General features: G+C 39.7%; 21 protein-coding genes and 1 other RNA gene. 18 read left to right on the plus strand and 4 right to left on the minus strand.

The window, feature by feature from the left end:
• Positions 1–16 precede the first annotated feature (16 nt).
• From IGJ19_RS06455 to IGJ19_RS06480, 6 genes are all read left to right on the plus strand, one after another.
• Positions 17–196, plus strand: a complete 180-nt coding sequence (locus IGJ19_RS06455; protein WP_071867233.1) for a hypothetical protein — start codon at positions 17–19, stop codon at positions 194–196.
• 67 nt (positions 197–263) lie between these two features.
• Positions 264–1,454 (plus strand): hypothetical protein, encoded by a 1,191-nt coding sequence (locus IGJ19_RS06460; RefSeq protein ID WP_195513190.1) that lies wholly within the window; start codon positions 264–266, stop codon positions 1,452–1,454.
• A 154-nt stretch (positions 1,455–1,608) separates the two neighbouring features.
• Positions 1,609–4,563: an InlB B-repeat-containing protein gene (locus IGJ19_RS06465; RefSeq protein WP_195513191.1), complete on the plus strand. Its 2,955-nt coding sequence runs from the start codon at positions 1,609–1,611 to the stop codon at positions 4,561–4,563.
• A gap of 54 nt (positions 4,564–4,617) precedes the next feature.
• The gene (locus IGJ19_RS06470; protein ID WP_086334630.1) at positions 4,618–5,142 is read left to right on the plus strand and encodes a hypothetical protein; all 525 of its coding nucleotides are present in this window, start codon (positions 4,618–4,620) and stop codon (positions 5,140–5,142) included.
• A 24-nt stretch (positions 5,143–5,166) separates the two neighbouring features.
• On the plus strand, positions 5,167–5,730 hold the full coding sequence (locus tag IGJ19_RS06475) for a hypothetical protein (protein ID WP_071867237.1): 564 nt from the start codon (positions 5,167–5,169) through the stop codon (positions 5,728–5,730).
• Positions 5,731–5,735: 5 nt separating this feature from the next.
• The gene (locus IGJ19_RS06480) at positions 5,736–6,107 is read left to right on the plus strand and encodes an LPXTG cell wall anchor domain-containing protein (RefSeq protein WP_086334632.1); all 372 of its coding nucleotides are present in this window, start codon (positions 5,736–5,738) and stop codon (positions 6,105–6,107) included.
• An 87-nt stretch (positions 6,108–6,194) separates the two neighbouring features.
• Here IGJ19_RS06480 and IGJ19_RS06485 read toward each other — a convergent pair whose 3' ends face one another.
• Both IGJ19_RS06485 and recU read right to left on the minus strand, forming a co-directional pair.
• Complete coding sequence (locus tag IGJ19_RS06485) at positions 6,195–8,585, minus strand: PBP1A family penicillin-binding protein (RefSeq protein WP_071867239.1); 2,391 nt, start codon at positions 8,583–8,585, stop codon at positions 6,195–6,197.
• On the minus strand, positions 8,575–9,216 hold the full coding sequence (recU, locus tag IGJ19_RS06490) for a Holliday junction resolvase RecU (RefSeq protein ID WP_071867240.1): 642 nt from the start codon (positions 9,214–9,216) through the stop codon (positions 8,575–8,577). Before recU ends, IGJ19_RS06485 begins: the two co-directional genes overlap by 11 nt.
• A gap of 64 nt (positions 9,217–9,280) precedes the next feature.
• On the opposite strand from recU, the gene IGJ19_RS06495 reads away from it, so the two are divergent.
• The 7 genes from IGJ19_RS06495 (at position 9,281) to IGJ19_RS06525 (ending at position 14,997) form a co-directional block, all read left to right on the plus strand.
• Positions 9,281–9,820 carry a DUF1273 domain-containing protein gene (locus tag IGJ19_RS06495; protein ID WP_010735546.1) on the plus strand — a complete coding sequence of 180 codons (540 nt, stop codon included), beginning with the start codon at positions 9,281–9,283 and terminating at the stop codon, positions 9,818–9,820.
• A gap of 89 nt (positions 9,821–9,909) precedes the next feature.
• Complete coding sequence (gpsB, locus tag IGJ19_RS06500; protein ID WP_071867241.1) at positions 9,910–10,323, plus strand: cell division regulator GpsB; 414 nt, start codon at positions 9,910–9,912, stop codon at positions 10,321–10,323.
• A gap of 18 nt (positions 10,324–10,341) precedes the next feature.
• Positions 10,342–10,712, plus strand: an RNA gene (rnpB, locus tag IGJ19_RS06505) — RNase P RNA component class B.
• A 298-nt stretch (positions 10,713–11,010) separates the two neighbouring features.
• On the plus strand, positions 11,011–12,180 hold the full coding sequence (locus IGJ19_RS06510) for a THUMP domain-containing class I SAM-dependent RNA methyltransferase (protein ID WP_115357591.1): 1,170 nt from the start codon (positions 11,011–11,013) through the stop codon (positions 12,178–12,180).
• Between the two features lie 81 nt (positions 12,181–12,261).
• Positions 12,262–12,726 carry an ASCH domain-containing protein gene (locus IGJ19_RS06515; RefSeq protein ID WP_071867242.1) on the plus strand — a complete coding sequence of 155 codons (465 nt, stop codon included), beginning with the start codon at positions 12,262–12,264 and terminating at the stop codon, positions 12,724–12,726.
• Positions 12,727–12,789: 63 nt separating this feature from the next.
• Entirely contained in the window at positions 12,790–14,292 is a 1,503-nt protein-coding gene (locus IGJ19_RS06520) for a carboxypeptidase M32 (RefSeq protein WP_115357593.1), read from the plus strand.
• A 30-nt stretch (positions 14,293–14,322) separates the two neighbouring features.
• Entirely contained in the window at positions 14,323–14,997 is a 675-nt protein-coding gene (locus IGJ19_RS06525) for an HD domain-containing protein (protein ID WP_430604502.1), read from the plus strand.
• 181 nt (positions 14,998–15,178) lie between these two features.
• On the opposite strand, the gene IGJ19_RS06530 is transcribed toward IGJ19_RS06525, so the two are convergent.
• Positions 15,179–15,505 carry a hypothetical protein gene (locus IGJ19_RS06530; RefSeq protein ID WP_019723502.1) on the minus strand — a complete coding sequence of 109 codons (327 nt, stop codon included), beginning with the start codon at positions 15,503–15,505 and terminating at the stop codon, positions 15,179–15,181.
• A gap of 127 nt (positions 15,506–15,632) precedes the next feature.
• Here IGJ19_RS06530 and IGJ19_RS06535 point away from each other — a divergent pair, with 127 nt between their 5' ends.
• Together IGJ19_RS06535 and IGJ19_RS06540 are read left to right on the plus strand one after the other, a co-directional pair.
• Positions 15,633–16,778, plus strand: coding sequence for a VanZ family protein (locus IGJ19_RS06535; RefSeq protein WP_430604503.1), 1,146 nt, complete (start codon positions 15,633–15,635; stop codon positions 16,776–16,778).
• A gap of 75 nt (positions 16,779–16,853) precedes the next feature.
• On the plus strand, positions 16,854–18,203 hold the full coding sequence (locus IGJ19_RS06540) for a DEAD/DEAH box helicase (protein ID WP_071867247.1): 1,350 nt from the start codon (positions 16,854–16,856) through the stop codon (positions 18,201–18,203).
• Between the two features lie 109 nt (positions 18,204–18,312).
• Here the strand turns inward: IGJ19_RS06540 and IGJ19_RS06545 are convergent, their stop codons facing one another.
• Positions 18,313–18,741 carry a GNAT family N-acetyltransferase gene (locus IGJ19_RS06545; protein ID WP_071867248.1) on the minus strand — a complete coding sequence of 143 codons (429 nt, stop codon included), beginning with the start codon at positions 18,739–18,741 and terminating at the stop codon, positions 18,313–18,315.
• Between the two features lie 360 nt (positions 18,742–19,101).
• Between IGJ19_RS06545 and alaS the strand changes: the two genes are divergently transcribed.
• The 3 genes from alaS (at position 19,102) to IGJ19_RS06560 (ending at position 23,686) form a co-directional block, all read left to right on the plus strand.
• Positions 19,102–21,744 carry an alanine--tRNA ligase gene (gene alaS / locus IGJ19_RS06550; RefSeq protein ID WP_071867249.1) on the plus strand — a complete coding sequence of 881 codons (2,643 nt, stop codon included), beginning with the start codon at positions 19,102–19,104 and terminating at the stop codon, positions 21,742–21,744.
• 167 nt (positions 21,745–21,911) lie between these two features.
• Positions 21,912–22,508: an ECF transporter S component gene (locus IGJ19_RS06555; RefSeq protein WP_071867250.1), complete on the plus strand. Its 597-nt coding sequence runs from the start codon at positions 21,912–21,914 to the stop codon at positions 22,506–22,508.
• Positions 22,509–22,546: 38 nt separating this feature from the next.
• Entirely contained in the window at positions 22,547–23,686 is a 1,140-nt protein-coding gene (locus IGJ19_RS06560) for a cation diffusion facilitator family transporter (protein WP_071867251.1), read from the plus strand.
• Positions 23,687–24,145: the final 459 nt, after the last annotated feature.

Raw genomic sequence — 24,145 nt, forward strand, 5'->3', positions numbered from 1 at the left:
GATTGGAGGAGAAAGAATGGAATATGAGCGTATGAGTGATGAACAACGAAGAAACGGTCGCGAAACTAAGCGAATCCAAACAACGAAAAGGATAGAAGAAAACAAGAGAGAGCAAGAACGCGTTTATTTGGAGAGTGTTCGATCGTCAGAGGGATTCAAACGTTCGTTACAAAAGAAAAATAAAAATAAGAAATAAGTCATTTTGTTCATAAATAATATCGCGAAGACAGATAAAGGATTTCTTTAAGAAAGTGGGAATGATAATGGATGAACAACTCATAAAATTAAACCAAAGAATTGCACGCATAAAAGATATCAATGATCCTGAATACGATCGCTTAGTAGCAGAGAGAAATAAGGTGCGACAACAAATCGCTGCGCGGAATGAAAGACAGCCGACTGCTTCATCCAGTACCTCGAGAGTAACTGAAGTAAAAACTGATTCTAAAAAGATTCACCAATTAACGGAAAAAATTTCAGAGAAACAAGCGCAAATAAACCGTATCAAAGATATGAGTGATCCCCGCTATGAAAAATTAGAAGCGGAGAAAACACAGTTGATCAGAGAAAGAGAAAGTGAACGTCTCAAATCAGCTAAGAGTCATGAACTTACAGATAAAACAGGCATAGCTGGGCAAGCAAATGGGGTCTCAACGATCGACAAAGAAGATTTAAAAAATGCTCAAAAAATGATCCACCACGATCTGGACCAACAATTTAAAAAACTATCTAATTTTTTTGAGGAGTATAAATTTAAGTATGATTCATCAAAGGATGAAAAAAACATCAAGGAATTAGGTGAGAATATCGACATGCATAAAAAAAGATATGACCTGAAGATGAAAAATAGTTTTAATGACGGGGGGTTCTATGGCAGGTTTAAGAAAAATGAAAAACAAAGTGAACTAGCACTCGGAATTTTTATCGAAAAATGGAAAGAAGACCAAGGCTACCATCGAGATACTCATTCCGCTATTGAAAAAATCCATGAATTAAAAGATACAATTGTAAAAAATCATAATTTAGAGAAATACAGTATGAAAGTCAACACGAAACAAAATGAATTAGCCGAATTACAAAGTAAAAAACAGCGAATCAATTTTTTTAGTAAGTATATTTTTAATCGCGAAAAATATCGTCAATTAAAAAATCAGATCCATGAATTAAAAAACGAATTGAATATTATAAGAGAAGCTCGATCACTAGCTATGAAAGGCGATTTCACAAAAGCAGAGGCTTTATTCAATGTGAGTGAACGCACAGGGACTTCTCATGAAGTGAAGCAGCGAAGACTTACTCAAAAAACGTTATCGCCTTCCTTGGCTACAAGTATTCCTGGTCCTAGTAAACTGCAAAACAAAATGGAAGCAAGCATAAGCAAATCAGCAGAAATCATGCAACAAAAGAATACGGACAAATTACGTAGTTCTTCACATAAGGAATTACGAGCATAAAAACGGGTCTCCTATTGATATCAATTTTATCAATAGGAGATATCACTGATCAGTGTGTAAAATAATGACAGATGTTTTTTATTCGGAACCATTCATTAAAAGAAAAAGATCGATATGTTTATTTATTCCAACAGTTAATCATTAAGGAGCACCAATGAAAAGTAGAATTAATCATAATAAAACTATCATTTTATTGACCGTATTCGTTGTTCTATTGTCTCATCTACCTTTTCATTTTGTTTATGGATCAGAAACCAGTGAACCCGCTAATGAAATCCAGAATGAGGCAAGGGTAGACTTAGCTAGAGATGTAACGATTACATTTGAAACAAGTCCGTCAGAAGGTGGAAATCCTTACCGTACAAGTAGTAATCAGATGCCACCACTTGGAACGGTGTATACCATACATGCGAATCCGAATCCAGGATTTCGTTTTGTTCAATGGGAATTAGTATCCAGTGATGGCGTTTCTATACAAAACCCAAATGCAGAGGTAACAAATCTCAATACAGGTGGCGGACCTACAGGACCGATAAGTGCGACAGCAAGGATTCGAGCGGTTTATGAGCGAGTGTACAACTTAACCTTTCAATCTTCTCCAAATGCTGGAGGAAATCCAAGAGCGGATCAAACAATACTGGCACAAGGTGAAACGACCACGATCCATGCCAACGTTTCGAATGGATATCGCTTTGTTCAATGGGAGCCTGTTTCTGGAAACGCGACTATTGCAAACCGAACGAGTCAAAGTACATCCATTACGATGGGGGCAGGAGATTCGTCCATTCGAGCAGTCTACGAACAAATCACCCATAGTGTGAGTGTGCAGGCAAATCCAACGATTGGTGGCAATCCTACGGTTTCAGCTTCATCCGCTGCCCAAGGAGCAACCATCAATTTGAATGCAAATCCAGCTACCGGTTATCGTTTTGTCAATTGGCAGTTTCGAACCCAAAATGGTGCAACCATAACGAATAGTAATCTGGCGAATACCAGTTTACGAATGGGTACGGGACCTGTGAGCGTTCAAGCTAATTTTGAACGCTTGGAACAAGGCAGTGTCGTCGTAAGGTATGTGGACGAAGAGGGTAATGAGTTAGCGCAAAGTGATATTTTAACGGGATTTAGCGGAGAAGCATATCGTACAGAAGCAAAAGAAATCGAAGGGTGGGAATTGCTTGTTACACCGGAAAATGCAACAGGGGTTTTCACGAATATTGAGCAGATAGTCACCTATATCTATCGGAAGAATCAGGAGTTATGGGGAACTGTCCCTTGGGAATACGACGAGGCAACGAAAACGATCCATTTGTATGGTGGAATCGCTGGATCGGTCCCAGAAGCGCCATGGAAAGTTCACTCAGAAGTTGAAACTATTCGTGTCATCAATGAAGTATTTTTACCAGAAAATAGCGCATCTTTATTTTACGAGTTAAATCAGTTGAAAAGTATTGAAGATGCAGGAAAGTTCAATACATCCGGAGTTACGAATATGAGCAGAATGTTTGCAAGTACAACAGCACTAAAAGAGCTCAATATTAGTCAATGGGATGTGTCTAATGTAACTAGCATGAGTCACACATTTGCATGGATGAGCAATTTAAGAAAGTTAGATGTCAGTCAATGGAATGTGTCTAATGTGACGAATATGAGCCACGCATTTGCTTGGACATATAGCTTGTCGGACCTTGATGTCAGTCAATGGAATGTTGAGAATGTGACCAGTATGACGAATTTATTTATGTCTTCCTCTTCACTAACTGAATTAGATTTGAGTAATTGGGACACAAGAAATAAAGATATTAGGGGCATGTTCCATCTTGCATCAAGACTTTCATCCCTTAAATTAGGAGAAGAATCAGTTATCGGAAATACCAGCTTACGAACTATCGTTCCGACAGCGGAATATACAGGGCGATGGGTGCTTGAAGAAAGTTTGGATAGTTCAGTTCGAACAATCGCGTTTGAGAATTCAAACGAATTTATGGCAAATTATGACGGAAATCATCCAGGAACTTATGTATGGGAACGTTCTCGTCCGGAAGAATTAGTGGCAGCATTAGAGCCATTAAGTGACCAATCAACAGCAATCACTGGCTGGATGACAGAAGTAACGGATAGTCGAACAATCACTTACCAAAATACAGCGGGACAAACAGTCAGTGTAACTAAAGAATCACCGAGGATCAAGTGGGGAGATTACCAAGATGCAGATCAACGGATTCGACAGTTTGAGATACCCTTAGCAGAAAATGAGCGTTTAGCAACAGACACACAGGTAAAGCTCGCTATTGCTAAACCATCCGTCGAAACAACTGGTGATTTGACGATTGACGAAAAGGTAATCAAAGGGATCGACTACACTGCAAATCACTTCACATTAAAACGTAAGAAGTTAGAGGGCTTAACCAGTGAAGCAGAACTCCATGAATTGATTCTGAAGGAAAGTCAGGCAACAGCACACGATGTTTTGACACAGGACGATCGCAGTCAGGAAATTAAAATCGTAGCTACGGATTTAACCAAGGATGAAGTGGACGATGGCACGTATTTTGCTACATTTCAAGTAGGGAACAAAGCCTATCAGTTTACAATAGGCATTGATGTTAGCTCGAAGATCCATCATCTAAAAGTTTCCATACCGACGAAAATGGTGTTCGAATCCCTCTACCAAGGCGAGGAAACTAATCGTGAATTTGTTAGTCCAGATTACGAGATCCGTAATCATTCAGATCTTTCTGTTGATACGTATGTGAATCAGTTCATTGTTGAAGATGATGCAGGGGTCACCTTGTTAAGAGAGGATGAAAATCCTTTAGATCACGCGCCATTGCAAGAAGGACAACCGAAAAACTTCTCTGATATCAAACAACCATTATTGGAATTACAGTTGATGTCTAATGAAACCAAAATTTCTTTATATGAACGAAGAAGTGAACAACGCCTGGCACAAGTTGCACCATATTCAAGTGTCCCTTTCCATTTGACCGGTCGATTTTATGGGCCATATCCTAAGTGGATCTCGGAAAGTGACAATGAACAAGGGGGCTATTATCAAGATTCATTCGTTCCCACCTATCGTATGATTTTACGATTTGTTCCCAGATAGCGGGCATAGATGTACGAGATAAAAGAATGATAATGACTAGGAGACGTTCAACCAATGAGTAAAACAAAACGAAGGAATCAACAAAAGAAACGACGGAAGAACGGTGTCTTATTATTGTTTGTTTCTTTAATGGTGATGGCTGTTGCTAGTTGGTATTGGTTTGGTCACAAAGAACCCACTCCAGTTATCAGCGCGGATTTGTTACCTGAAATCAGTGATGCGAGTGATCAACGGATTTCTGAGCGTGCGCAAGAACTAGCAGATGCAAATTATTTCACCTTGCAGATCAACCCAGAAGCAGTTTTCGAAAATGGCAGAAGTCGTGGATCGATCGAAATCGTCAATCCTGGCACGAATGTTTATCCGATTGCGGTCGATATTACGATCAATGATACGAAAGAAGTGATTTATTCTTCTGGCGCGATTTATCCCAATCAATTGATTGAAGCGGTGTATTTGAAGCGACCTTTAGAAAAAGGAGAATATCCAGCAACAGCGACAGTCAATATCTATGATCCAGAAACCAAAGAAAAACAAGGCGTAACCGAAGCAGAAATCAGCATATTGATAAAAAATTAATCCAATTTAAGTGAGGCTACCTAAATGAAAAAAGCAACAAAATTAGTGTTAAGTATTCTAACAATTACAGGAGTATGTATTAGTGGAATTACCGCTTTTGCTAGTCCAGTCCAAACCATCGATGGGCGAGAAGGTGCAACTTCTGGAGATATCACTATAAAGGGGATCATCGGTGAATTTGATAATACAAAGCCTGGTCCAAATCCAGAAAATCTCGATCAATGGATCAATGTGACCCTACCGACGACAGCTATTTTCCGGACAACAGAAGAATCTGAGCATAAAAAGATTACTTCTCCGGCTTATCACGTGACGAACCATTCTGCGCTAAGTGTGCGGGCTTCCGTCTCAAATGTGACAGAAGTCAAAGAAATGAGCGAAGTGGATCGACTAACGATCAACACGATCGAATTATTCAACAAAGGAGTTTCGACAGTTACAGCTACGCCTTTATTCACCTTATCTGGTAATGAGGGGAATCATACAGTCGGTAACTTCCAATTTAGTGGGGATGCGACACCGAGAAATGCTTCCGTAGAAAGTAATCCGAGCTTTAAACTAGTATTGAATTTTGCAGTAGAGGAATAAAGCGAATGGAAAATCTACTATCAGATAGTACGATGAGGAAGTCTAGAAGTAAAAAATGGCAAGTTTTATCGGTACTACAAATACTTTTTATTATCAGCTTATCCTGTTCAACCATAGTCAAGGCAGAAGAGGTGCACTCCACTCACAATATCAGAGTATCTGGTACGATTGGATCAACTGTTGAAGAAACAAAAGAAGCAAATAAGCACCAGACACTAGTCGCTGATCTTTCTGCGATCACAAAACAAAATCTACCCGAAACAGGAACAGTAGTAAATCAACGAATTGTTTTCTTAGGTTATCTGTTGATTGGTATTTCTGGGGGAGTAGTTTTGTTTTCTAGAAAACGAAACTATCCTATTGAATACTTAAAATGATCGATCTAGTAGGGAAATGAGCGTTGAAAAATGACAGAAAACGAGTAAACAAAAAAGCCATCCGCAGAGGATGGCTTTTTTCTATGGTCAATCACTACTGTTTCTAGACGAAGATCGAGTAGAAGGTGCAGTTCGTGTCCCGCTGTCACCACCAGCAGCATTTGTATCTTCGGAACTTGGCGGCGTAGCAGAGGATTCAGGTGGTGCTTCCTCGCTAGAAGATGCTGGTGGTTCTGTAGAAGGCTCACTACTTGGTTCAGTTGGTTCACTACTTGGTGGCGTCGACTGTTCAGAGCTACTAGGTTCAGTCGTTGAGCTTGTAGAAGTCTCAGGAACAGTTTCGCTCGTTGAAGAATCTGGAACAGGAGTTACAGGGACGACCGCAGATGAAGAAGGAATCGTCGTTGACGGCACCGTAGCGTTTGAATTGCCAGATGATGATGCATTTCTAAAGAATAATTCACCACCAGAACGGTACAGTCCGTTAGGCATCGTCCAATCCGTATTTGTCACATTTGCGGAGACAAATTTCATCAATTCGCGATAAACATCTGAAGCTACATCTGTTCCAGTGGAAGTGATCGGAGTCATTTTATCATTGTATCCCGTCCACACAGAAATGGCATAATTCGGTGTGTAACCAGCAAATAAAATATCTGGATAAACGCCCGTTGAGGTACCTAACTTAGCATATTCCTCGTCCGTATAATTAGATGTTCCTGTTTTACCTGCTTGGATCAACCCTGGGATTGCGGCATTCGTACCGGTTCCGCGAGTAATCGTATCTTTCAAGATGTCAGTAACCATATACGCTGTTTCTTCAGACATCGCTCTTGTTCCTTCTGGTTCAAACGTTTCTTCAGTGCCATCTTGGAAAACGATCCGATTAACGTATTGTGGTTTATAGTAAGTGCCACCGTTTGCTAAGGCAGCGTATGCTGCGGCCATTTTTTCAGAAGAAGCACCGTATTTCGTCCCATCTTGTTGTTCAGTATTACTTGAAATCGCATTTGACTGATGGATCGTGCTATATTCGATCCCTAAGCTACTCAAGAATTCAGCGACTTTATCTGCGCCAACTTCATTGAAGAGCTTGACTGCCGGGACGTTTCTTGAAAGGTATAACGCTTGGCGCAAGGTGACCATTCCCATGTAACGGTTGTCCCAGTTCGAAACAGGAATAGAAGTTCCTTCATAATTGTAAGGTGCATCGGCGATCAATTTGCCAGTAGAATAGTTCAATTCTTCAAATGCTGGCGCGTAGTCAGTGATCGGTTTCATGGTTGAACCAAAGTCACGAGAGGTATTAACAGCTAAATTATTACCTAAAGCGACATCATCCGGAATATTTCTTCCACCGATCTGCGCGGTGACTTGTCCAGTATTGACATCGATCAACGTTGTGGCAACTTGCATTTGATCATCTGGATATGCAACGTATTGATCTGTATTCACCACATCATATAAGTGTTTTTGGGCATTCAAGTCTAAGTTCGTATAAATATCTAAACCATCGGTATAGACATTCTTGTCTGTTTTAGCATGGACTTCATTGATGACCTCTTTGACATAATTGTCGACGATCCGTGTATTAGTGTCTTCTTGGGTTAATTCTTGCAACCCATCCGTAATCGGTGTATTGATCGCTGTATCGTACTCTGTTTGAGAGATTTTTTCGTTTTGGAGCATCGTGTACAAGACAGTGTCACGACGTTTTTTTGCTTGCTCTGGAAACTGGTAAGGATCATAAGCTGACGGTGCTTGAGGCATTCCTGCTAAAAGCGCGGTTTGCGGTAAATTCAATTCGCTTAATGTTTTTCCAAAGTAAGATTGAGCCGCTGTTTCCATGCCATAAAGACCGTTAGACATATAGACTTTGTTGACATAGTAGGTCAATATCTCTTGTTTTGATTTCGTTTGTTCCAGTCTGACAGCCATCCAGGCTTCTTGGGCTTTACGTCTGATTGTTTGGTCTTCGGTACTAGTTGAGAAGAAAGAGAGCTTGATCAGCTGCTGAGTCAACGTACTACCACCTTGTAAGCCGCCAGATGTAAAGTTGGATAATGCGGCACCGATGATCCGAACAGGGTCGACACCGATATGTTTGTAGAATCTTCGGTCTTCGACTGAAACGATCGCATCTTCAAGTGTCTTTGGCAGTTCATTGGCAGAAATTTTTTCTCTTTTTTCTGCTCCTAGATCCTCAAATAACTCGCCATCTTTCGTATAAAGTTTTGACGAAACTGTTGCATCCAGTTTTTCGTCTGTCAGAGCGGGAGCATCTTTGGCATAAAACCAAAAAAGCCCGACCCCTGCGAGAAAAGCGACACAGATCAAGGAAAGACCAATTAAAAGAATACGTGTGATCAATCCTTTTCGATCTTTTCCAGTGCCTTTTTTCGTTGATTGTTTTCCTCTTTTCTTTGGAGAAGAAGAGGAGGTGCTTCTTTTAGAAGATCTCGTTTGATTAGTTGGCATTCTTTGGTTCTCCTTCATTAGATTCTAAGTACTGGTCGATTGCTTGCAAGTATGGAACACGAGGGGCAAAGCCACTTGGAATCTCGATTCCTAATTCTTCAATCAATGAAAGCGGCAAGGATTTCCTTCCTTGTGTCTGTTGTTCGTGCCAATAGTGGACTAAATGTGTACTATCTAAATAAAAACAACGCTGTAAGGCAGAAAACCATAAAAGGACAAAACAGATTCCTCCTTGTTTTTGACAAGCTTCCATATGTGAGATTTGATGGGGATGAAAATTTTTAAATGGAAATGAAGTTTTGTTTTTTGTCTCTTTTGCTTCAAAATCCAAATAGAAACCTCGATAGACACCGTTATAATCAGTTGTGGAAGCTTGTGTAAAATAAGCTTCTTTAATGACAGCGGCACTACGTCGAGGGTAGTCAACTTTTACGATTTGAACCGGTGTTGGCTTTTTATGGATAACGGCCATTTGATGTGCCAGATAATACTCGTTGCTTTCATTGATGGCTTCTTCAAATCGCATCCCGCGATTGCCAAACTCCGTATTTGGGTTCCTTTTTACTTGTTTTTTTTCTTTGGACGAGGCATCCTTGATATAAGGACGGCCATTTGGATAGCGTAAAACCATGATCGAATCACTCTCCTAGGCCACATTATAGCAAAAAAGCACAGAGAAAGAAAAGGAAACTGGAATGGATACAATAAAAGTAATGTATATCTCTGGTTATCGCAGTTTTGAATTAGGTATATTCAAAGATAATGACCCTAAAATGACAGTTATTAAAAAAGTTTTAAAAAATGAATTGACCCAATTGGTGGAAGAAGGATTGGAATGGGTGATCATCAGCGGTAACTTGGGCGTCGAATTATGGGCAGGTGAAGTCGTCGCTGAAATGAAGACGGATTATCCAGAATTGAAGCTTGGGATCATTTATCCGTTTGCAGAGTTTGGCAATGGTTGGAATGAGAACAATCAGGAAAAGAAAAGGCTGGTAGAACAGCTTTCTGACTATCGTGAGTCGGTGAGTCACCAACCCTATCAATCACCAAGTCAACTAAGAAATCATACCCAATTTATTCTACAACATACAGACGGAACACTATTGATTTATGATCCAGAATATCCTGGAAAAACAGACTATTTTTTTAAGGATGCACAAAAATATCAAGGGAGTCATCCTTATGAGATTCGAACCGTCAGCATGGATGATTTGCAAAATTTTAGTGAATAAAATAATATAGTGTTTGATTTATCAAGTCTTTTCCGATACAATAAAAAAGTAGAAACGTTAATACGTAAATGAGAACTAGAGGTGTAAATATGGCGAATTTGATTTATAGTCCTAAAGACATTTTACAACAAGAATTCAAAACAAAAATGCGCGGATATGATCCGATCGAAGTGGACGAATTCTTAGACAATATTATCAAAGATTATGAGAATTACAGCAAACAACTCCTTGCTTTACAAGAAGAAAACGATAAATTAAGTGCAAAAGTCGCTCAATTGTCGAAAAACCAAGGAGCAGCTCCAAGTCGTGCACAACAAACAGAAACTCCTAAAAGTGCGGCAGTAACGAATTTTGATATTTTAAAACGTCTATCAAATCTTGAACGTGAAGTATTTGGTAAAAAATTAGATGCACAAGCAGGAAATGTACCACCAGTAACACCTAATCCAAACAACTATACATCAACAAATGAACATGACAACGAAGCAACACGTCAGTTTTAAGCAATGAATCGATTTGTGGTTTTCGGGTAATCGCGGTCTGGCTTTGACCAGACTGAGGAAAGTCCATGCTCGCACAGGCTGTGATGCCTGTAGTGTTCGTGCTTAGCGAAAAAATAAGCTAAGGTACTCTTTTAGAGTAACGGCAGGAAAACAAGCTAAGGTTTCGGCTATGCTTCAGTATCCTTGAAAGTGCCACAGTGACGAAGCGAATGAGGAAACTTGTTCGGTGGAACGCGGTAAACCCCTCGAGCGAGCAACCCAAACAACGGTAGGGGCGCTTTTTGTCGGGGAATCAGAACGAGACAAAAGGGCAGTTGATCTGCAGATAGATGGTTACCGCTTTGTTTTTTCTCCCTGGAAAAACAAAGTACAGAACATGGCTTATAGAAAACCACATCTTCAGGGAATAAATCGATAGGCGAATAACAGCCTAAAAAGTCAGTACTAAGAATAGCTTTTTTTCTACGTCAGGCCTTTTCACATTGAAAAGATCGGATGTAGGGAATTTAGAAGAGGGTGTGACGGAAGCGCACAGCTCCAAGAAATAAGCAGCAACATACGAAAATAACTTATCGTATTTTTGGGTGTTATTGCTTATTTTCTAAGGGCTGCTTCTGCCACACCATTTGTTTGATTATAGAGGACGAAGGTCATCATGCCTCTTTTTTGATTGATAAGGAGAATACAATGGATAAAAATAGAGAATTCAATTTAATAGCGACAGCGGCAAGCGGGCTAGAAGCATTAGTAGGAAAAGAACTTAGAGATCTTGGCATTGAGTGCCAAGTCGAAAATGGTCGTGCGCGTTTCAAAGGAACGATGGAAACGATTGCTACAACAAATCTGTGGTTACGTACAGCAGATCGTATCAAGATCATCGTGGGTGAATTTGATGCCCGTACGTTTGATGAATTATTCGAGCAAGTCAAAGCGTTACCATGGGAAGACTACCTTCCGTTAGACGCCTCTTTCCCTGTTGCAGGAAAATCGATCAAATCGACGCTTTATAGTACACCAGACTGTCAAGCCATCACTAAGAAAGCAATTGTTGAAAGACTACGTACGTATTATCATCGTCCGTCTACTGTGCCGTTGACAGAAACCGGCGCACATTTCCAACTAGAAGTTGCTTTACTGAAAGATCATGTGTTAGTGACCCTTGATACGACTGGTCCAAGTTTATTCAAACGCGGTTATCGTTTAGAAAAAGGTGGTGCCCCATTAAAAGAAAATATGGCAGCAGCTTTAGTGATGTTGACGAACTGGCGAAAAGATCGTCCGTTTTATGATCCAGTTTGTGGTTCAGGAACACTGTGTATCGAAGCTGCACTGATCGGTCATAATATCGCCCCTGGTTTCAATCGTGAATTTGTGTGTGAGACGTGGGATTGGTTCGATCCGGCTATCATGGAAAAAGTTCGTGCAGCAGCAGAAGAACAGGCAGATTATGATATCGAATTAGATATCACTGGGTCTGATATCAATGGTCAATTGATCGGTATCGCCAGAGCCAATGCGGAAGAGATCGGTTTAGGCGATTCCATCACCTTCCAACAACGGGCAGTGAAGGACTTCAAAACGGAAAAAGAATACGGCGTGATCGTTGCTAATCCCCCTTATGGTGAACGCTTAGGCGAAGAAGAATCCGTTCGTCGTCTCTACAAAGAAATGGGTGAGGTTTTCCGGCCATTGAAAACGTGGAGTAAGTACATCTTGACAAGTGATTTGGCATTTGAAGAATTTTACGGACAAAAAGCAACAAAAAAACGTAAATTATACAATGGTGCATTGCGCACAGATCTGTTCCAATATTGGGGAACTCGTCCACCAAGAAAAGAACGGACTGAAAACGAATAACTAGGATATAAGTATGGACACCTAAAAAACATGGTTGGGACTTTAAGACCTTTGACCCTATGATTTTTGGAGGAATTGAAAATGAATGAACAAGCAAAAAAGTATTGGAAAGAATTTTGGCAAGGTGAACTCCCTCCAACAAATGTTACTGCAGAGCAGTGGGGTTGGGAAGGAACACCGATGGCAGATGAGTTGGCAGACTTGATTTTAAAGGGGATCAAAACGGCGTCATGTTCATCATACGATGAATGCCTGTATTACGATGAAGACCCTTTGTCTAAAATTGGAAGTTATACCATTGTTTTAAATAGTAAAGACGAACCTGTAGGCATCATAAAATATACAGATATGACGATAATGCCGATGAATGAAGTAACAGAAGAAATTGCCCGTGCTGAGGGTGAGGGTGATTTGAGCTATGATTACTGGTATAAAGTTCATAAAAAATTTTTTAGGGAATTAATGCCCCAAATTGGAAAAGAATTTTATGAAGAGATGCCCCTTGCTGTTGAACGGTTTGAATTAATCAACGCAAAGGAAATGTAGTAAATGTAAGTGAGCGATAACTATTGGATAAATGATAACTAGGATAAGTTGGAGGATTTTTGGATGAATGAAAAGGAATTTTTGAAAGAAGTCAAAGAAATCGATTTAATGAGTCAAGCGTTAACAGTATTGGACTGGGATATCCAAACAGGTATGCCAGAAAAATCAAGTGAAGAACGCAGTGAAGTCAACAGTTATTTATATGGGCTATATTTCTCAAAAAAAGTCGGACCGAAAATCGCAGAAGCAATCGAATACTTCTCTGCGCACCCTGACGAGTTGTCTGAAGTCGGAAAAACGGTTTTTGAGAAAGTCAAAGAAGACTATGAATTAGAGCATAAAGTACCGGAAGAATTGATGATTGCATTAACTTCTGCGACTTCTAAAGCCCACACAAAATGGCAAGAATCGCGTGAATCAAACCAATTTGCTGATTTTGAATCCGCGTTATCTGAGAACATCAAGATCACAAAACAGTTGATCCCATATTGGCGTAAAGAGGAGAAAACAGACTATGATGTGCTGTTGAATCAATATGAGCCAGGAATGACTGTAGAGATCTTAGACCAAGTATTTGACCAAGTCAAAGAAGGTATTATGTCCATCCGTCAAGCCTTAGTCGAAAAAGGAACAGCACCCGAAACGGATTTTCTTTCACGTAAAATGACGAAGGAACAACAAAAACGCTTTGTAGTCGGTGTGATCAAACAGTTAGGCTATGATTTTTCTAGAGGTCGCTTAGATGACACGATCCATCCATTTATGATCGGGATCAACCGTAATGATGTCCGCATCACGACACGTTGGAATGAAGAGGACTTCAAAATGGCAACGTTTGGAGTAATCCATGAAGCCGGACACGGGATGTATGAACAAAATATTGATGAAAAATATACGTATACACCAGTAGGCGAAGGCACATCAATGGGCATCCATGAGTCGCAATCACTTTTCAATGAAATCATTGTCGGCAGCAACCGCAGTTTCTGGGAAAAGCAGTACCCATTCTTCCAAGAGTGTGCTGAAGGAACCTTTGATGATATTTCTTTTGATGATTTCTATCGTTCATTACAGTATACAAAAGCAAGCTTGATTCGGATCGAAGCAGACAGTTTGACGTATCCATTACACATCATTATACGTTATGAGATCGAAAAAATGATGTTCAATGAAGGGTTAGAAGTTGAGAAATTACCAGAAGTATGGAACCAAAAATATGAAGAGTATTTAGGTATCCGTCCAACAAACGATTTAGAAGGGATCTTGCAAGATGTCCATTGGTCAGGTGCAAGTTTTGGTTACTTCCCATCTTATGCGTTAGGATTCATGTATGCTGCACAATTATTACATGCAATGAAAAAAGATATCGCTGTTGATGAGATTTTAGCTTCTGATGATTACTCACCGATCAAAGAGTGGATGACAGAAAAAATCCATCAGTACGGCGCATCAAGAAAACCAAATCAATTGATCCAAGATGCGACAGGAGAAGCATTGAATCCGCAGTACTTGATCGATTTTATGCGAAAACTTTACTTTAGCGTTTATGGTGTTGAAGAAGTCTAAAAAATTCTCTAATAGAAGGTGAAAGCGGCAGTGGATAAATTAAGTGAAATTGCTAACTACAGCATGGCACAATTGTCTTTGGATCGTTCAGGACATGGTGTGGACCATACGAATCGAGTAGTCGAACTTTCTCGACAAGTCCTTGAGACACTACCGCAAGCCGATTCTTTTATCACGCTGGCAGCGGCATATCTACACGATACGATCGATGATAAAGTGGTCGAAGATGAAGAGCAAGCGAAAGAAAGACTCAGAGTCTTTTTGGCAAACATCGGAGTGGCAGAATCAGAGATTCATCAAATCTTTCATATCATCGAAAATATGTCTTTTTCAAAAAGTTTGTCTGATAACGTCGAATTGTCCTTAGAAGGCAAGATCGTACAGGATGCAGATCGTTTAGAGGCGTTAGGTGCGATGGGTATCTTACGTACAGCATATTATGGAGGACATAAGGGGCATCCGATTTTTGACCCAGTTATCCAGCCAATCAATTATACGAACAAACAAGAGTATCGTAAAGGTTCGACAGTCATCAATCATTTTTATGAAAAATTGTTGTTACTGCCAGATCAAATGAATACGGAATTTGCGAAGCAAGAAGCAAAACGACGTGAAGCGTTCATGCGTGAATTTCTAGAGGAGTTCTACAAAGAATGGTTTGTGGGCGATGATTCACTTGATGCACAAACTTGGCGTAACCGATAATTAAATCAAAAGACATGTCTTGACCATTCGTCCTCTTGCGTCATCTAAAATCAAATAGACGGCGGGAACAGAAGGAAGTTCTTCGTAAAATAAGGCGTCATCCACAAAAAGTTGAAAAACAATTTTCGTGGATGACGCCTTATTTTTTGAGGTTAAACACTTCTGGCTTGACCTCGTCTTTCTATTTGTTTTTTTTTCGAATTTGCTTGATCCTCAACAAAGCTCGGAAGATATTCAACAAAAATAATAAAGTAGCAATTCCAATCGGCACCCAGATCAAATAGACAGAATAGCCAAGTTCTGCAGAAAGTTCTGCACTTGAAGTATGTGAAAGCTCAGAGACTGCTTGTTGCCATGTCTGTAAGTTGAAAACAAGCATAAAGCCTGCGATGATCAATAGAATAAAGCCTAAGTAATGGATCGATGTCCGCTTACGAATCAATGCAAAGACTAAATACAGAATAAGTAAAAATGCTGGAACACCAAATACAAAATAAATATTAAGCAAAATGAATCGCCTCCTCATAATAATCATACTTCAATTGATAGGAATTTAAAAATAATTTAGTCATTACTTGCATTCTTTTCACCAATATTGCTAAGATAACTGTATTCAAAGGAGGTCTTTTTGTTTTATGGCAAGTTATATCGAGCCGATTCGTTTTGCGTTGATTGTCTTTCCTTTTCTCGCATTGGCGATTTCTGCTATCTTTTTTATTTATGAATACCGAAAGTATGGAACGTTTCTCCTAACTAGAGCGGTCATTTTATATTCATTTGTCTTTTATCTATTATGTGCTTACTTTTTAGTGATTTTACCTTTACCTACTAAGGAAGCTGTTGCGCAAATGACAGGTCCAAAAATGGAATTACACCTATTTGCGTCTTGGGAGAACTTCAGATCGAATACAGTCCTCGTCTTGTCCGATCCGAGTACCTATTTACCTGCGATGCGACAAAGTGTTTTTTTAGAGCCATTATTCAATGTCTTTTTACTCTTACCGTTTGGCATCTATTTAAGGTATTATTTCCGACTGTCCTTTGTCAAAACGGTCTTTGCAAGTTTCTGCCTCTCTCTATTTTTTGAGTTGACACAATTAACAGGTCTTTACTTTATCTATCCACGTCCGTATCGATTATTCGATGTCAATGATTTACTAACGAATACATTTGGCGGAATGCTTGGCTATCTTGTGACGCCAATCTTTACGTTTATGTTGCCAACAAGAGCGAGAATGGATGAAGTATCGTATGAAAAAGGCAAGACAGTCTCTTTGACACGCCGTCTGGTTGCCTATTTGATCGATTGGTTTTTCTTATCTATTTGTTCGTCGATCATCGGATTGGTAGCCGGATTATCGTTTGGAAGTAGCGAGTTCACTTCCTACAGTTGGTGGTTGTTCGTGCAAGTCTTTCTCTATTTCATGATCCTTCCTTTCTTAACGAATGGCAGAACACTTGGAAAAAAAATCGTCCGGATCAAGCTAGTTGAAGATGGCAGAGAACGAATCAGATTTCGTGCGTTGTTCATTCGCTATGCGTATCTCTATTTCTTGTTTTATGGGCTAGGCTGGTTGAGTCAATTAGTTGGTCCAGTCATCAATCAAGCGACTGGTGTCACACAGATGAGTGCAGTGTTCATTTTCTTATGTACCTTGGTCGCACAGTTCATTTTCGGTCTGAATCTATTCTTATCTTTTATCCGCAAAAAGAGAGTTTTATTCTATGAGAAAGCGAGTCATACTTACACGATCAGTACGATCAAAGATAGAAAAGCCTGACCTTTTCAAGCAAAATAAGCAAATTTATGGTATAATTCCAAAGTCGTGAAAAATACAAAGAGAAGAGGTGTCGAAATGAGTCATTTTAAACAATTCAATTTTCATCCGTTTATCAACGAAGCGTTAGCAGAAAAAGGGTTCCAACAACCAACAGAAGTGCAAGAACGATTGATTCCTTTGATTTTAAAAGGGAAAAATATCATCGGACAATCACAAACTGGTTCAGGAAAAACGCATACGTTTCTTTTGCCTCTATTTCAAAAAATCAATGCCAATAAAGAAGAAGTCCAAGTGGTGATCACAGCACCAAGTCGTGAACTGGCGACACAGATCTATGAAGCTGCTGTTCAAATCGCTAAGTTTTCCGATCCAGAGATTCGCGTATCGAATTTTGTCGGCGGAACAGACAAACAACGTCAATTAAATCGCTTGAATCACCAACAACCGCAAATCGTTGTCGGTACACCAGGGCGTATCCTTGACATGATGAATGAGCAAGCTTTAAAGATCCATACAGCCTTTGCTTTCATCGTGGATGAAGCAGATATGACCTTAGATATGGGATTCCTGAATGAAGTTGATCAAATCGCTAGCCGCTTGCCAGAAAAATTACAATTTTTAGTTTTCTCAGCAACGATTCCAGAAAAATTACGCCCATTCTTGCGTAAATATATGGAAAATCCAATCATCGAAGAAATCAAGCCAAAAGCAGTGATCTCAGAAGATATCGAGAATTGGTTAGTTTCAACAAAAGGAAAAGATAAGAATCAAACGATCTATCAATTACTGACGATCGGGCATCCTTATTTAGCAATCGTCTTTGCAAACACGAAACAACATGTAGATGAAATCGCTGATTACTTGAAAAACCAAGGACTGAAAATAGCGAAGATCCATGGAGATATCACTCCTCGTGAACGTAAGCGTGTGATGCGCCAAGTGCAAAACTTAGAGTATCAATATGTAGTTGCGACAGACTTAGCTGCTCGTGGTATTGATATCGAAGGTGTTTCTCATGTCATCAATGCGGAGGTTCCAGAAGATCTAGATTTCTTTATCCACCGTGTCGGTCGTACTGGTAGAAATGGCTTAAAAGGAACAGCGATCACTTTATATGCACCAAGTGATGAGCCATTGATCGAAGGCATCGAAAAAATCGGGGTTGTCTTTGAGCCAATGGAAATCAAAAATGGTGAAATCGTTAAAACCTATGACCGTAACCGTCGGACGAAACGAGAAAAATCAAAAGATAGTCTTGACCCAACACTGATTGGTTTAGTCAAAAAGAAAAAGAAAAAGATCAAACCTGGTTACAAGAAAAAAATCGACTGGGCAATTGCGGAGAAAAATAAAAAAGACCGTAAGATCGAAAAACGTCAACAAACGCGTACAGCCAGAAAAAATAAAAAGAATTCCAACAAATAAAAGCAGTCATGAGCGAATCACGCTGCCCTTGACTATCAGCCCCAAAAACCTAAATAGTAAATCTATTTTTGGTTTTGGGGCTGATTTTTTTATGAATAAACAGTTCATATTAGGAGAACTGTTTTCGCATCTGTTGACAAAGGATACCGTCTTCGATCAGTGGGTCTGAGAAACTCTGATAGCCTTGCTTTTCGTAGAAAGGAACGGCGGGGAGCTCTGCAATCAAATAGATTTCTTTGAATGCTTCATTTATTGCTCGTTTTTCTGCCAATTGAAGCATTTCTCTGCCAATCCCACGTTTGCGCCAGTCTTTTGCGACACAAAAACGATCAAATTGGATTTGCTCATCGCTTTGTTTTTGGTAACGCAAGGTAGCAATTGGCTGTTCGTTATGGATCATGACAAGGTTCGGGTAATAGGCATCCTTACCGTCAAATTCTAAATGAGCAGGTATTTCTTGCTCTAACACGAATACGTCATAACGTAAAACGTAACTGCTGGCTTTTATCCATTCTTCGGTTCCAAAATACGTTTCCATTATTTTGCCTCCTTTTGGATTCTTTCTTGATTATAGCAAGGAAAACGTAGACCGCAAACAATGAAAAATCAAAAAGTAGGATTGACAGCATCGCTAAGAATACGTATACTGATAAAGTACAAAAAGGACATAGTTTGTTTTAGACTGACTCACAGAAAATTCTTTCTCGGCTGAAAAAAGAATAGTCACTGTTCAAACTGCTCCCTTTTTCAATTTGATAGAAATATCAACGCGACTCAGCGTTAACGAGTTTAAGAGGTAATGAGTAAACATCATTGCAATCAAGGTGGTACCGCGAGTTTTCGTCCTTGGCTGTAATGGTGTTTTTTGTCGTTTATTATGTAGAAAGAAGGTAAAACAATGAAAAAATTAAGCAGTGCAGAAGTACGTCAAATGTTTTTAGACTTTTTCCAAGAAAAAGGACATACGATCGAACCTAGTGCTTCACTAGTACCGGTCAATGATCCAACCTTATTATGGATCAACTCAGGAGTGGCGACACTAAAGAAATATTTTGATGGATCTGTTGTACCAGACAATCCAAGAATCACGAATGCGCAAAAATCGATTCGGACGAATGATATCGAAAATGTTGGGAAAACAGCTCGTCATCATACGATGTTTGAAATGTTAGGGAACTTCTCGATCGGCGATTATTTCAAAGAAGAGGCAATCCACTGGGCATGGGAATTTTTAACAAGTCCAAAATGGATGGCGTTTGATCCTGAGAAATTATATGTCACTGTTTATCCAAAAGATACAGAAGCAAAACGTATCTGGCACGAAGAAGTTGGGTTATCTCTTGACCATATCGTGGATGTAGAAGATAACTTTTGGGATATCGGTGCTGGACCATGTGGACCAGATACAGAGATTTTTTATGATCGTGGCGAAGCCTATAATGACTTGGAAGAAGATGATCCTGAAAACTATCCTGGTGGCGAAAATGAACGTTATCTTGAAATCTGGAACTTAGTATTCTCAGAGTTCAACCACAAACCAGATAATACGTTTGAACCTCTTCCACATAAAAACATTGATACGGGCATGGGCTTAGAACGAATGGTTTCCATCGTTCAAGATGCACCAACCAACTTTGAAACAGATTTATTTATGCCGATCATCCATGCAGTTGAGCAATTGAGCAACAAAGTAAAATACGGTGAGGATGCCTTAACTGATATTTCATATAAAGTAATCGCAGACCATATCCGAGCATTATCTTTTGCGATCGGTGACGGGGCATTGCCTTCAAATGAAGGACGCGGCTATGTGTTGCGCCGTTTGTTGCGTCGAGCAGTCATGCACGGGAAAAAATTAGGGATCGAGCAAGCTTTCTTATACCGTTTAGTGCCTGTTGTTGGCGAAATCATGGAGAGCTATTACCCTGAAGTGTTGGAGCAAAAAGAATTTATCGAAAAAGTCGTTCGTACGGAAGAAGAACGTTTCAATGAAACGATCAACGAAGGTCTTGAGATCTTGAATCAAGTGATCAAAGAGGTAAAACAAGCAAACGGAACAACGCTTGCTGGAAAAGATATCTTTAAACTTTACGATACGTATGGATTCCCAGTTGAATTGACAGAAGAAGTGGCGGAAGATGAAGGATTGAATGTCGATCACGCAGGCTTTGAAACAGAAATGCAGGCGCAACGTGAGCGCGCGCGTGCGGCTCGTAATACAGAAACATCGATGGGTGTTCAATCTGCTTTATTGACAGATATCAAAGTAGACAGCAAATTCATCGGTTATGACCATATTGAATCTGACAGTGAATTACTAGTGATCGTCCAAGACGAAACAATCGTCAGTGAACTATCGGATGGGGAAGCTCAATTGATCTTTGATCAAACACCATTTTATGCTGAAATGGGTGGACAAGTAGCCGATCAAGGTTGGATCATTGATGCAGCTGGTGAAACAGTAGCTAATGTGACCGATGTTCGTAAAGCACCAAATGGACAATTCTTGCATAAAGTAGAAGTCCTTTCTGAAATCAAAGAAGGAAACACCTATCATTTATTGATCGATGAACCAAGACGTAACCGAATCGTCAAAAACCATACGGCTACTCACTTATTGCACAAAGCATTAAAAGAAGTATTAGGCGATCATGCCAACCAAGCAGGTTCATTGGTTGCACCAGGCCATTTACGTTTTGACTTCACACATTTTGGGCAGATCACAAGTGAAGAATTGGCGAAAATGGAACAAATCGTGAACGAAAAAATCTGGGAAGCGATTCCTGTCGAAACCATCGAAACAGATATCGACACAGCGAAAAACATGGGCGCAATGGCATTGTTTGGCGAAAAATATGGCAATGAAGTCCGCGTGGTCAATATCGGCGGTTGGTCGATCGAATTATGTGGTGGTACGCATGTCGGTAATACCGAAAACATCGGAATCTTTAAAATCGTTTCTGAATCAGGGATCGGTGCAGGGGTTCGTCGGATCGAAGCGGTGACAAGTAAAGAAGCTTATGAATTGTTGGAAAGCGAAGAACAACAACTAAAAGAAGTTGCGGCAATCGTGAAATCACCACAATTGAAAGAAGTCGTAGCTAAAGCAGAACAATTGCAACAACAAGTAAGAGAACTACAAAAAGAAAATGAACAATTGGCAAGTAAGTTAGCCAACCAACAAGCAGGGGATATTTTCAAAAATCCAGAGACGATCAATGGCAAAACGATCATCACTGCGCAAGTTAAAGTAAAAGATATGAATCAATTGCGTCAATTAGCTGATCAATGGAAACAAAAAGCAGTTTCAGATATTCTTGTCTTGGCAAACGAACAAGAAGGTAAAGTCAGCTTGTTAGCAGCAATGACACCTGAAGCAAATGAAGCAGGCTTAAAAGCCGGCGATTTGATCAAAGCAATCGCACCGAAAGTCGGCGGTGGTGGCGGTGGTCGTCCAGATATGGCGCAAGCAGGTGGAAAAAACCCAGCGGGTATCTCAGACGCATTGACAGAAGCAAAAACATGGTTAGAAAATAAATAGAAGCAAGCGTAGGTTTTTACTACAAATAAATGGCAAGCGAGTTTGGGCTGATTTCCCAAACTCGTTGCTTTATTTTCATTGGCTCAACGGTTATTGCTATGTACACATTTATTGACAAATCAACAAAACGCTATAGGATTAGAGTAAAGCAAACAGGGGGAGATTCAATGAATAGCAAAAACAAAACATTTCGGTTAGTACTTCGTGCCATTTTGTTAGCCATCATTATCGTTCAATCAATGATTCCATGGTTAGGCTTTATTCCATTAGGTTTTATTAGCTTGACGATCATCCATATCACAGTGATCGTAGCGGCCGTAGTATTAGGACCGAAAGATGGCATGTTGATCGGCTTGTTCTGGGGAATTGCGACGATCATCCGTGCCTACGCGATGCCAACTACACCCTTCGATACATTGGTTTTCACCAATCCAATCATCTCAGTTGTACCCAGAGTTTTAGTGGGACTCGTTGCTGGCTTTGTATTCCATTGGTTGTATAAGCGTTCATCGACGATCGTCGTACCGGCTGTTGTAGCTGGAATACTAGGCTCTTTAGTCAATACGGTCCTTGTTTTAGGATTGATGGGCTTATTTTATACGAATGCCACAGCTCAAGCTTATGGTGTCGATGCTTCGGTCTTGTTCAAGACACTTGCTGGAATTGCAGCAATCAATGGGATTCCAGAAGCTATCGGCGCAGGGATCATCACACCATTACTCGCCAAAGCATTATTTGCAGCAACACCTTTAAAACCTGAATGATATAAGATCAGCAATCACAGATAAAAGGAGTCACAAATTTGGCAAAGAAACAAGAAACACTGACAGCAAAAGAACGAACAAAAAAAGCATTGATGGCAGGAGTATGGGGTCTGTTAACTAATGTGATCCTATTCGTTGCGAAATTGATGATCGGACTACTCTCTGGAAGTGTGTCGATCATGGCGGATGCCATCAACAGTTTGTCGGATACCGCTTCTTCTGTTTTGACTTTGATTGGCTTCAAAATCGCGGCAAAACCAGCAGATCCGGAACATCCTTATGGACACGAACGTTTTGAATATATTAGTGGACTATTCGTGTCTCTCATCATCACGTACGTCGGATTCCAGTTCTTACACTCCTCAATTGAAAAAATCATCGATCCGGAAAATATTGCCCTATCACCGATCATCTTTTTAGTTTTAGTCTTTTCGATTGCTTTAAAAGTTATTCAGGGGCGTATGTACAAGAGAACTGCAAAAATGATCGATTCGGAAACCTTACATGCAACTGCCAAAGACAGTTATAATGATGTATATACGACATTTGCTGTTTTACTCTCAGCTTCTGTCGAATGGTTGACAGGTTGGCGCGTGGATGGCTATATTGGCTTCTTGTTAGCACTTTACATCTTGTACAGCGGCGTAATGATGTTAAGAGAATTCGTGTATGAATTATTAGGTAGCCGTCCCACTGTCGAACAGATCCAGGCGATGGAGGAGCAGCTGAATGGCTATACGAAAATCCTCGGTTATCATGACTTGTTAGTGCATAATTACGGACCAAATCAGCGCTTTGCTTCTGTTCATGTGGAAGTGGATGATCGGCTAGATTTAAATGAAGCGCACAAGATCATGGACATCATCGAAAAAGACTTCAAAAAATCTTTGGGTGTAGAATTAGTCTGTCATCTAGATCCGGTACCAGTTGATAATGAGAATTATCAAGAGATTCTCAATGAGTTGAAAAAAATCATCAATGAGACAGCAGAAGGCTTGAAAATCCATGATTTTCGCATGATCCATAAAGGCCAGATCCTACAATTTGATGTCGTTGTTCCTGAAGGTACACGTTTGTCAGATGAGGAATTAGAGCGCATGATGCGTATCCAAATAGAAAAGAGAGTTGGTGAGTATCATTTGGATATCACCTTTGACCATAACTATTTGCTTTTTTAACACTTTGCTTAAAAAAAGATATGGGCTGTTCTGTCATTCATGTGGACATCTGGCGCCATAAGATTTTAATAAAAGAGTTTGACTTAAATAAAATAAGCAAAAAGCCTGAAAATATTTTTGTATTTTTGGGTTTTTTGCTTATTTTTGCAAGAAGGAATCTGGAATATCGTCACTTTATAGTTGGGAAAGGATAAAGGAGGATTAGACTAGATTTTCAGGTTATTTTTTTCTTGAACGAGGGGTTCCTTTTTGATTACATAAAATGAACATAGCTGGTGGCATCGTAGACGTGCAATAGAAAGTATCTTTTAACAGATGTGTATTTTTAAAATTTATATTTCTTTACCAAATAATTTTGAATTCTATGAATAAAAACCAGATTTTTTTTTCTGGATCAAGAAATAATAGTAGTTGTTGTATAAATACTATCAAGTAATATAAAAATAAATATTTTGTTCC

This window comes from Enterococcus sp. DIV1368b, from assembly GCF_050529595.1.
Lineage (GTDB): Bacteria > Bacillota > Bacilli > Lactobacillales > Enterococcaceae > Enterococcus_B > Enterococcus_B mundtii.

What these genes read in the sequence shown, in the direction of transcription:
- IGJ19_RS06455 (WP_071867233.1), top strand. Translation starts at nt 17, where the DNA reads ATGGAATATGAGCGTATGAGTGATGAACAACGAAGAAACGGTCGCGAA.
- IGJ19_RS06460 (WP_195513190.1), top strand. Translation starts at nt 264, where the DNA reads ATGGATGAACAACTCATAAAATTAAACCAAAGAATTGCACGCATAAAA.
- IGJ19_RS06465 (WP_195513191.1), top strand. Translation starts at nt 1,609, where the DNA reads ATGAAAAGTAGAATTAATCATAATAAAACTATCATTTTATTGACCGTA.
- IGJ19_RS06470 (WP_086334630.1), top strand. Translation starts at nt 4,618, where the DNA reads ATGAGTAAAACAAAACGAAGGAATCAACAAAAGAAACGACGGAAGAAC.
- IGJ19_RS06475 (WP_071867237.1), top strand. Translation starts at nt 5,167, where the DNA reads ATGAAAAAAGCAACAAAATTAGTGTTAAGTATTCTAACAATTACAGGA.
- IGJ19_RS06480 (WP_086334632.1), top strand. Translation starts at nt 5,736, where the DNA reads ATGGAAAATCTACTATCAGATAGTACGATGAGGAAGTCTAGAAGTAAA.
- IGJ19_RS06485 (WP_071867239.1), bottom strand. Translation starts at nt 8,585, where the DNA reads ATGCCAACTAATCAAACGAGATCTTCTAAAAGAAGCACCTCCTCTTCT.
- recU (WP_071867240.1), bottom strand. Translation starts at nt 9,216, where the DNA reads ATGGTTTTACGCTATCCAAATGGCCGTCCTTATATCAAGGATGCCTCG.
- IGJ19_RS06495 (WP_010735546.1), top strand. Translation starts at nt 9,281, where the DNA reads ATGGATACAATAAAAGTAATGTATATCTCTGGTTATCGCAGTTTTGAA.
- gpsB (WP_071867241.1), top strand. Translation starts at nt 9,910, where the DNA reads ATGGCGAATTTGATTTATAGTCCTAAAGACATTTTACAACAAGAATTC.
- IGJ19_RS06510 (WP_115357591.1), top strand. Translation starts at nt 11,011, where the DNA reads ATGGATAAAAATAGAGAATTCAATTTAATAGCGACAGCGGCAAGCGGG.
- IGJ19_RS06515 (WP_071867242.1), top strand. Translation starts at nt 12,262, where the DNA reads ATGAATGAACAAGCAAAAAAGTATTGGAAAGAATTTTGGCAAGGTGAA.
- IGJ19_RS06520 (WP_115357593.1), top strand. Translation starts at nt 12,790, where the DNA reads ATGAATGAAAAGGAATTTTTGAAAGAAGTCAAAGAAATCGATTTAATG.
- IGJ19_RS06535 (WP_430604503.1), top strand. Translation starts at nt 15,633, where the DNA reads ATGGCAAGTTATATCGAGCCGATTCGTTTTGCGTTGATTGTCTTTCCT.
- IGJ19_RS06540 (WP_071867247.1), top strand. Translation starts at nt 16,854, where the DNA reads ATGAGTCATTTTAAACAATTCAATTTTCATCCGTTTATCAACGAAGCG.
- IGJ19_RS06545 (WP_071867248.1), bottom strand. Translation starts at nt 18,741, where the DNA reads ATGGAAACGTATTTTGGAACCGAAGAATGGATAAAAGCCAGCAGTTAC.
- alaS (WP_071867249.1), top strand. Translation starts at nt 19,102, where the DNA reads ATGAAAAAATTAAGCAGTGCAGAAGTACGTCAAATGTTTTTAGACTTT.
- IGJ19_RS06555 (WP_071867250.1), top strand. Translation starts at nt 21,912, where the DNA reads ATGAATAGCAAAAACAAAACATTTCGGTTAGTACTTCGTGCCATTTTG.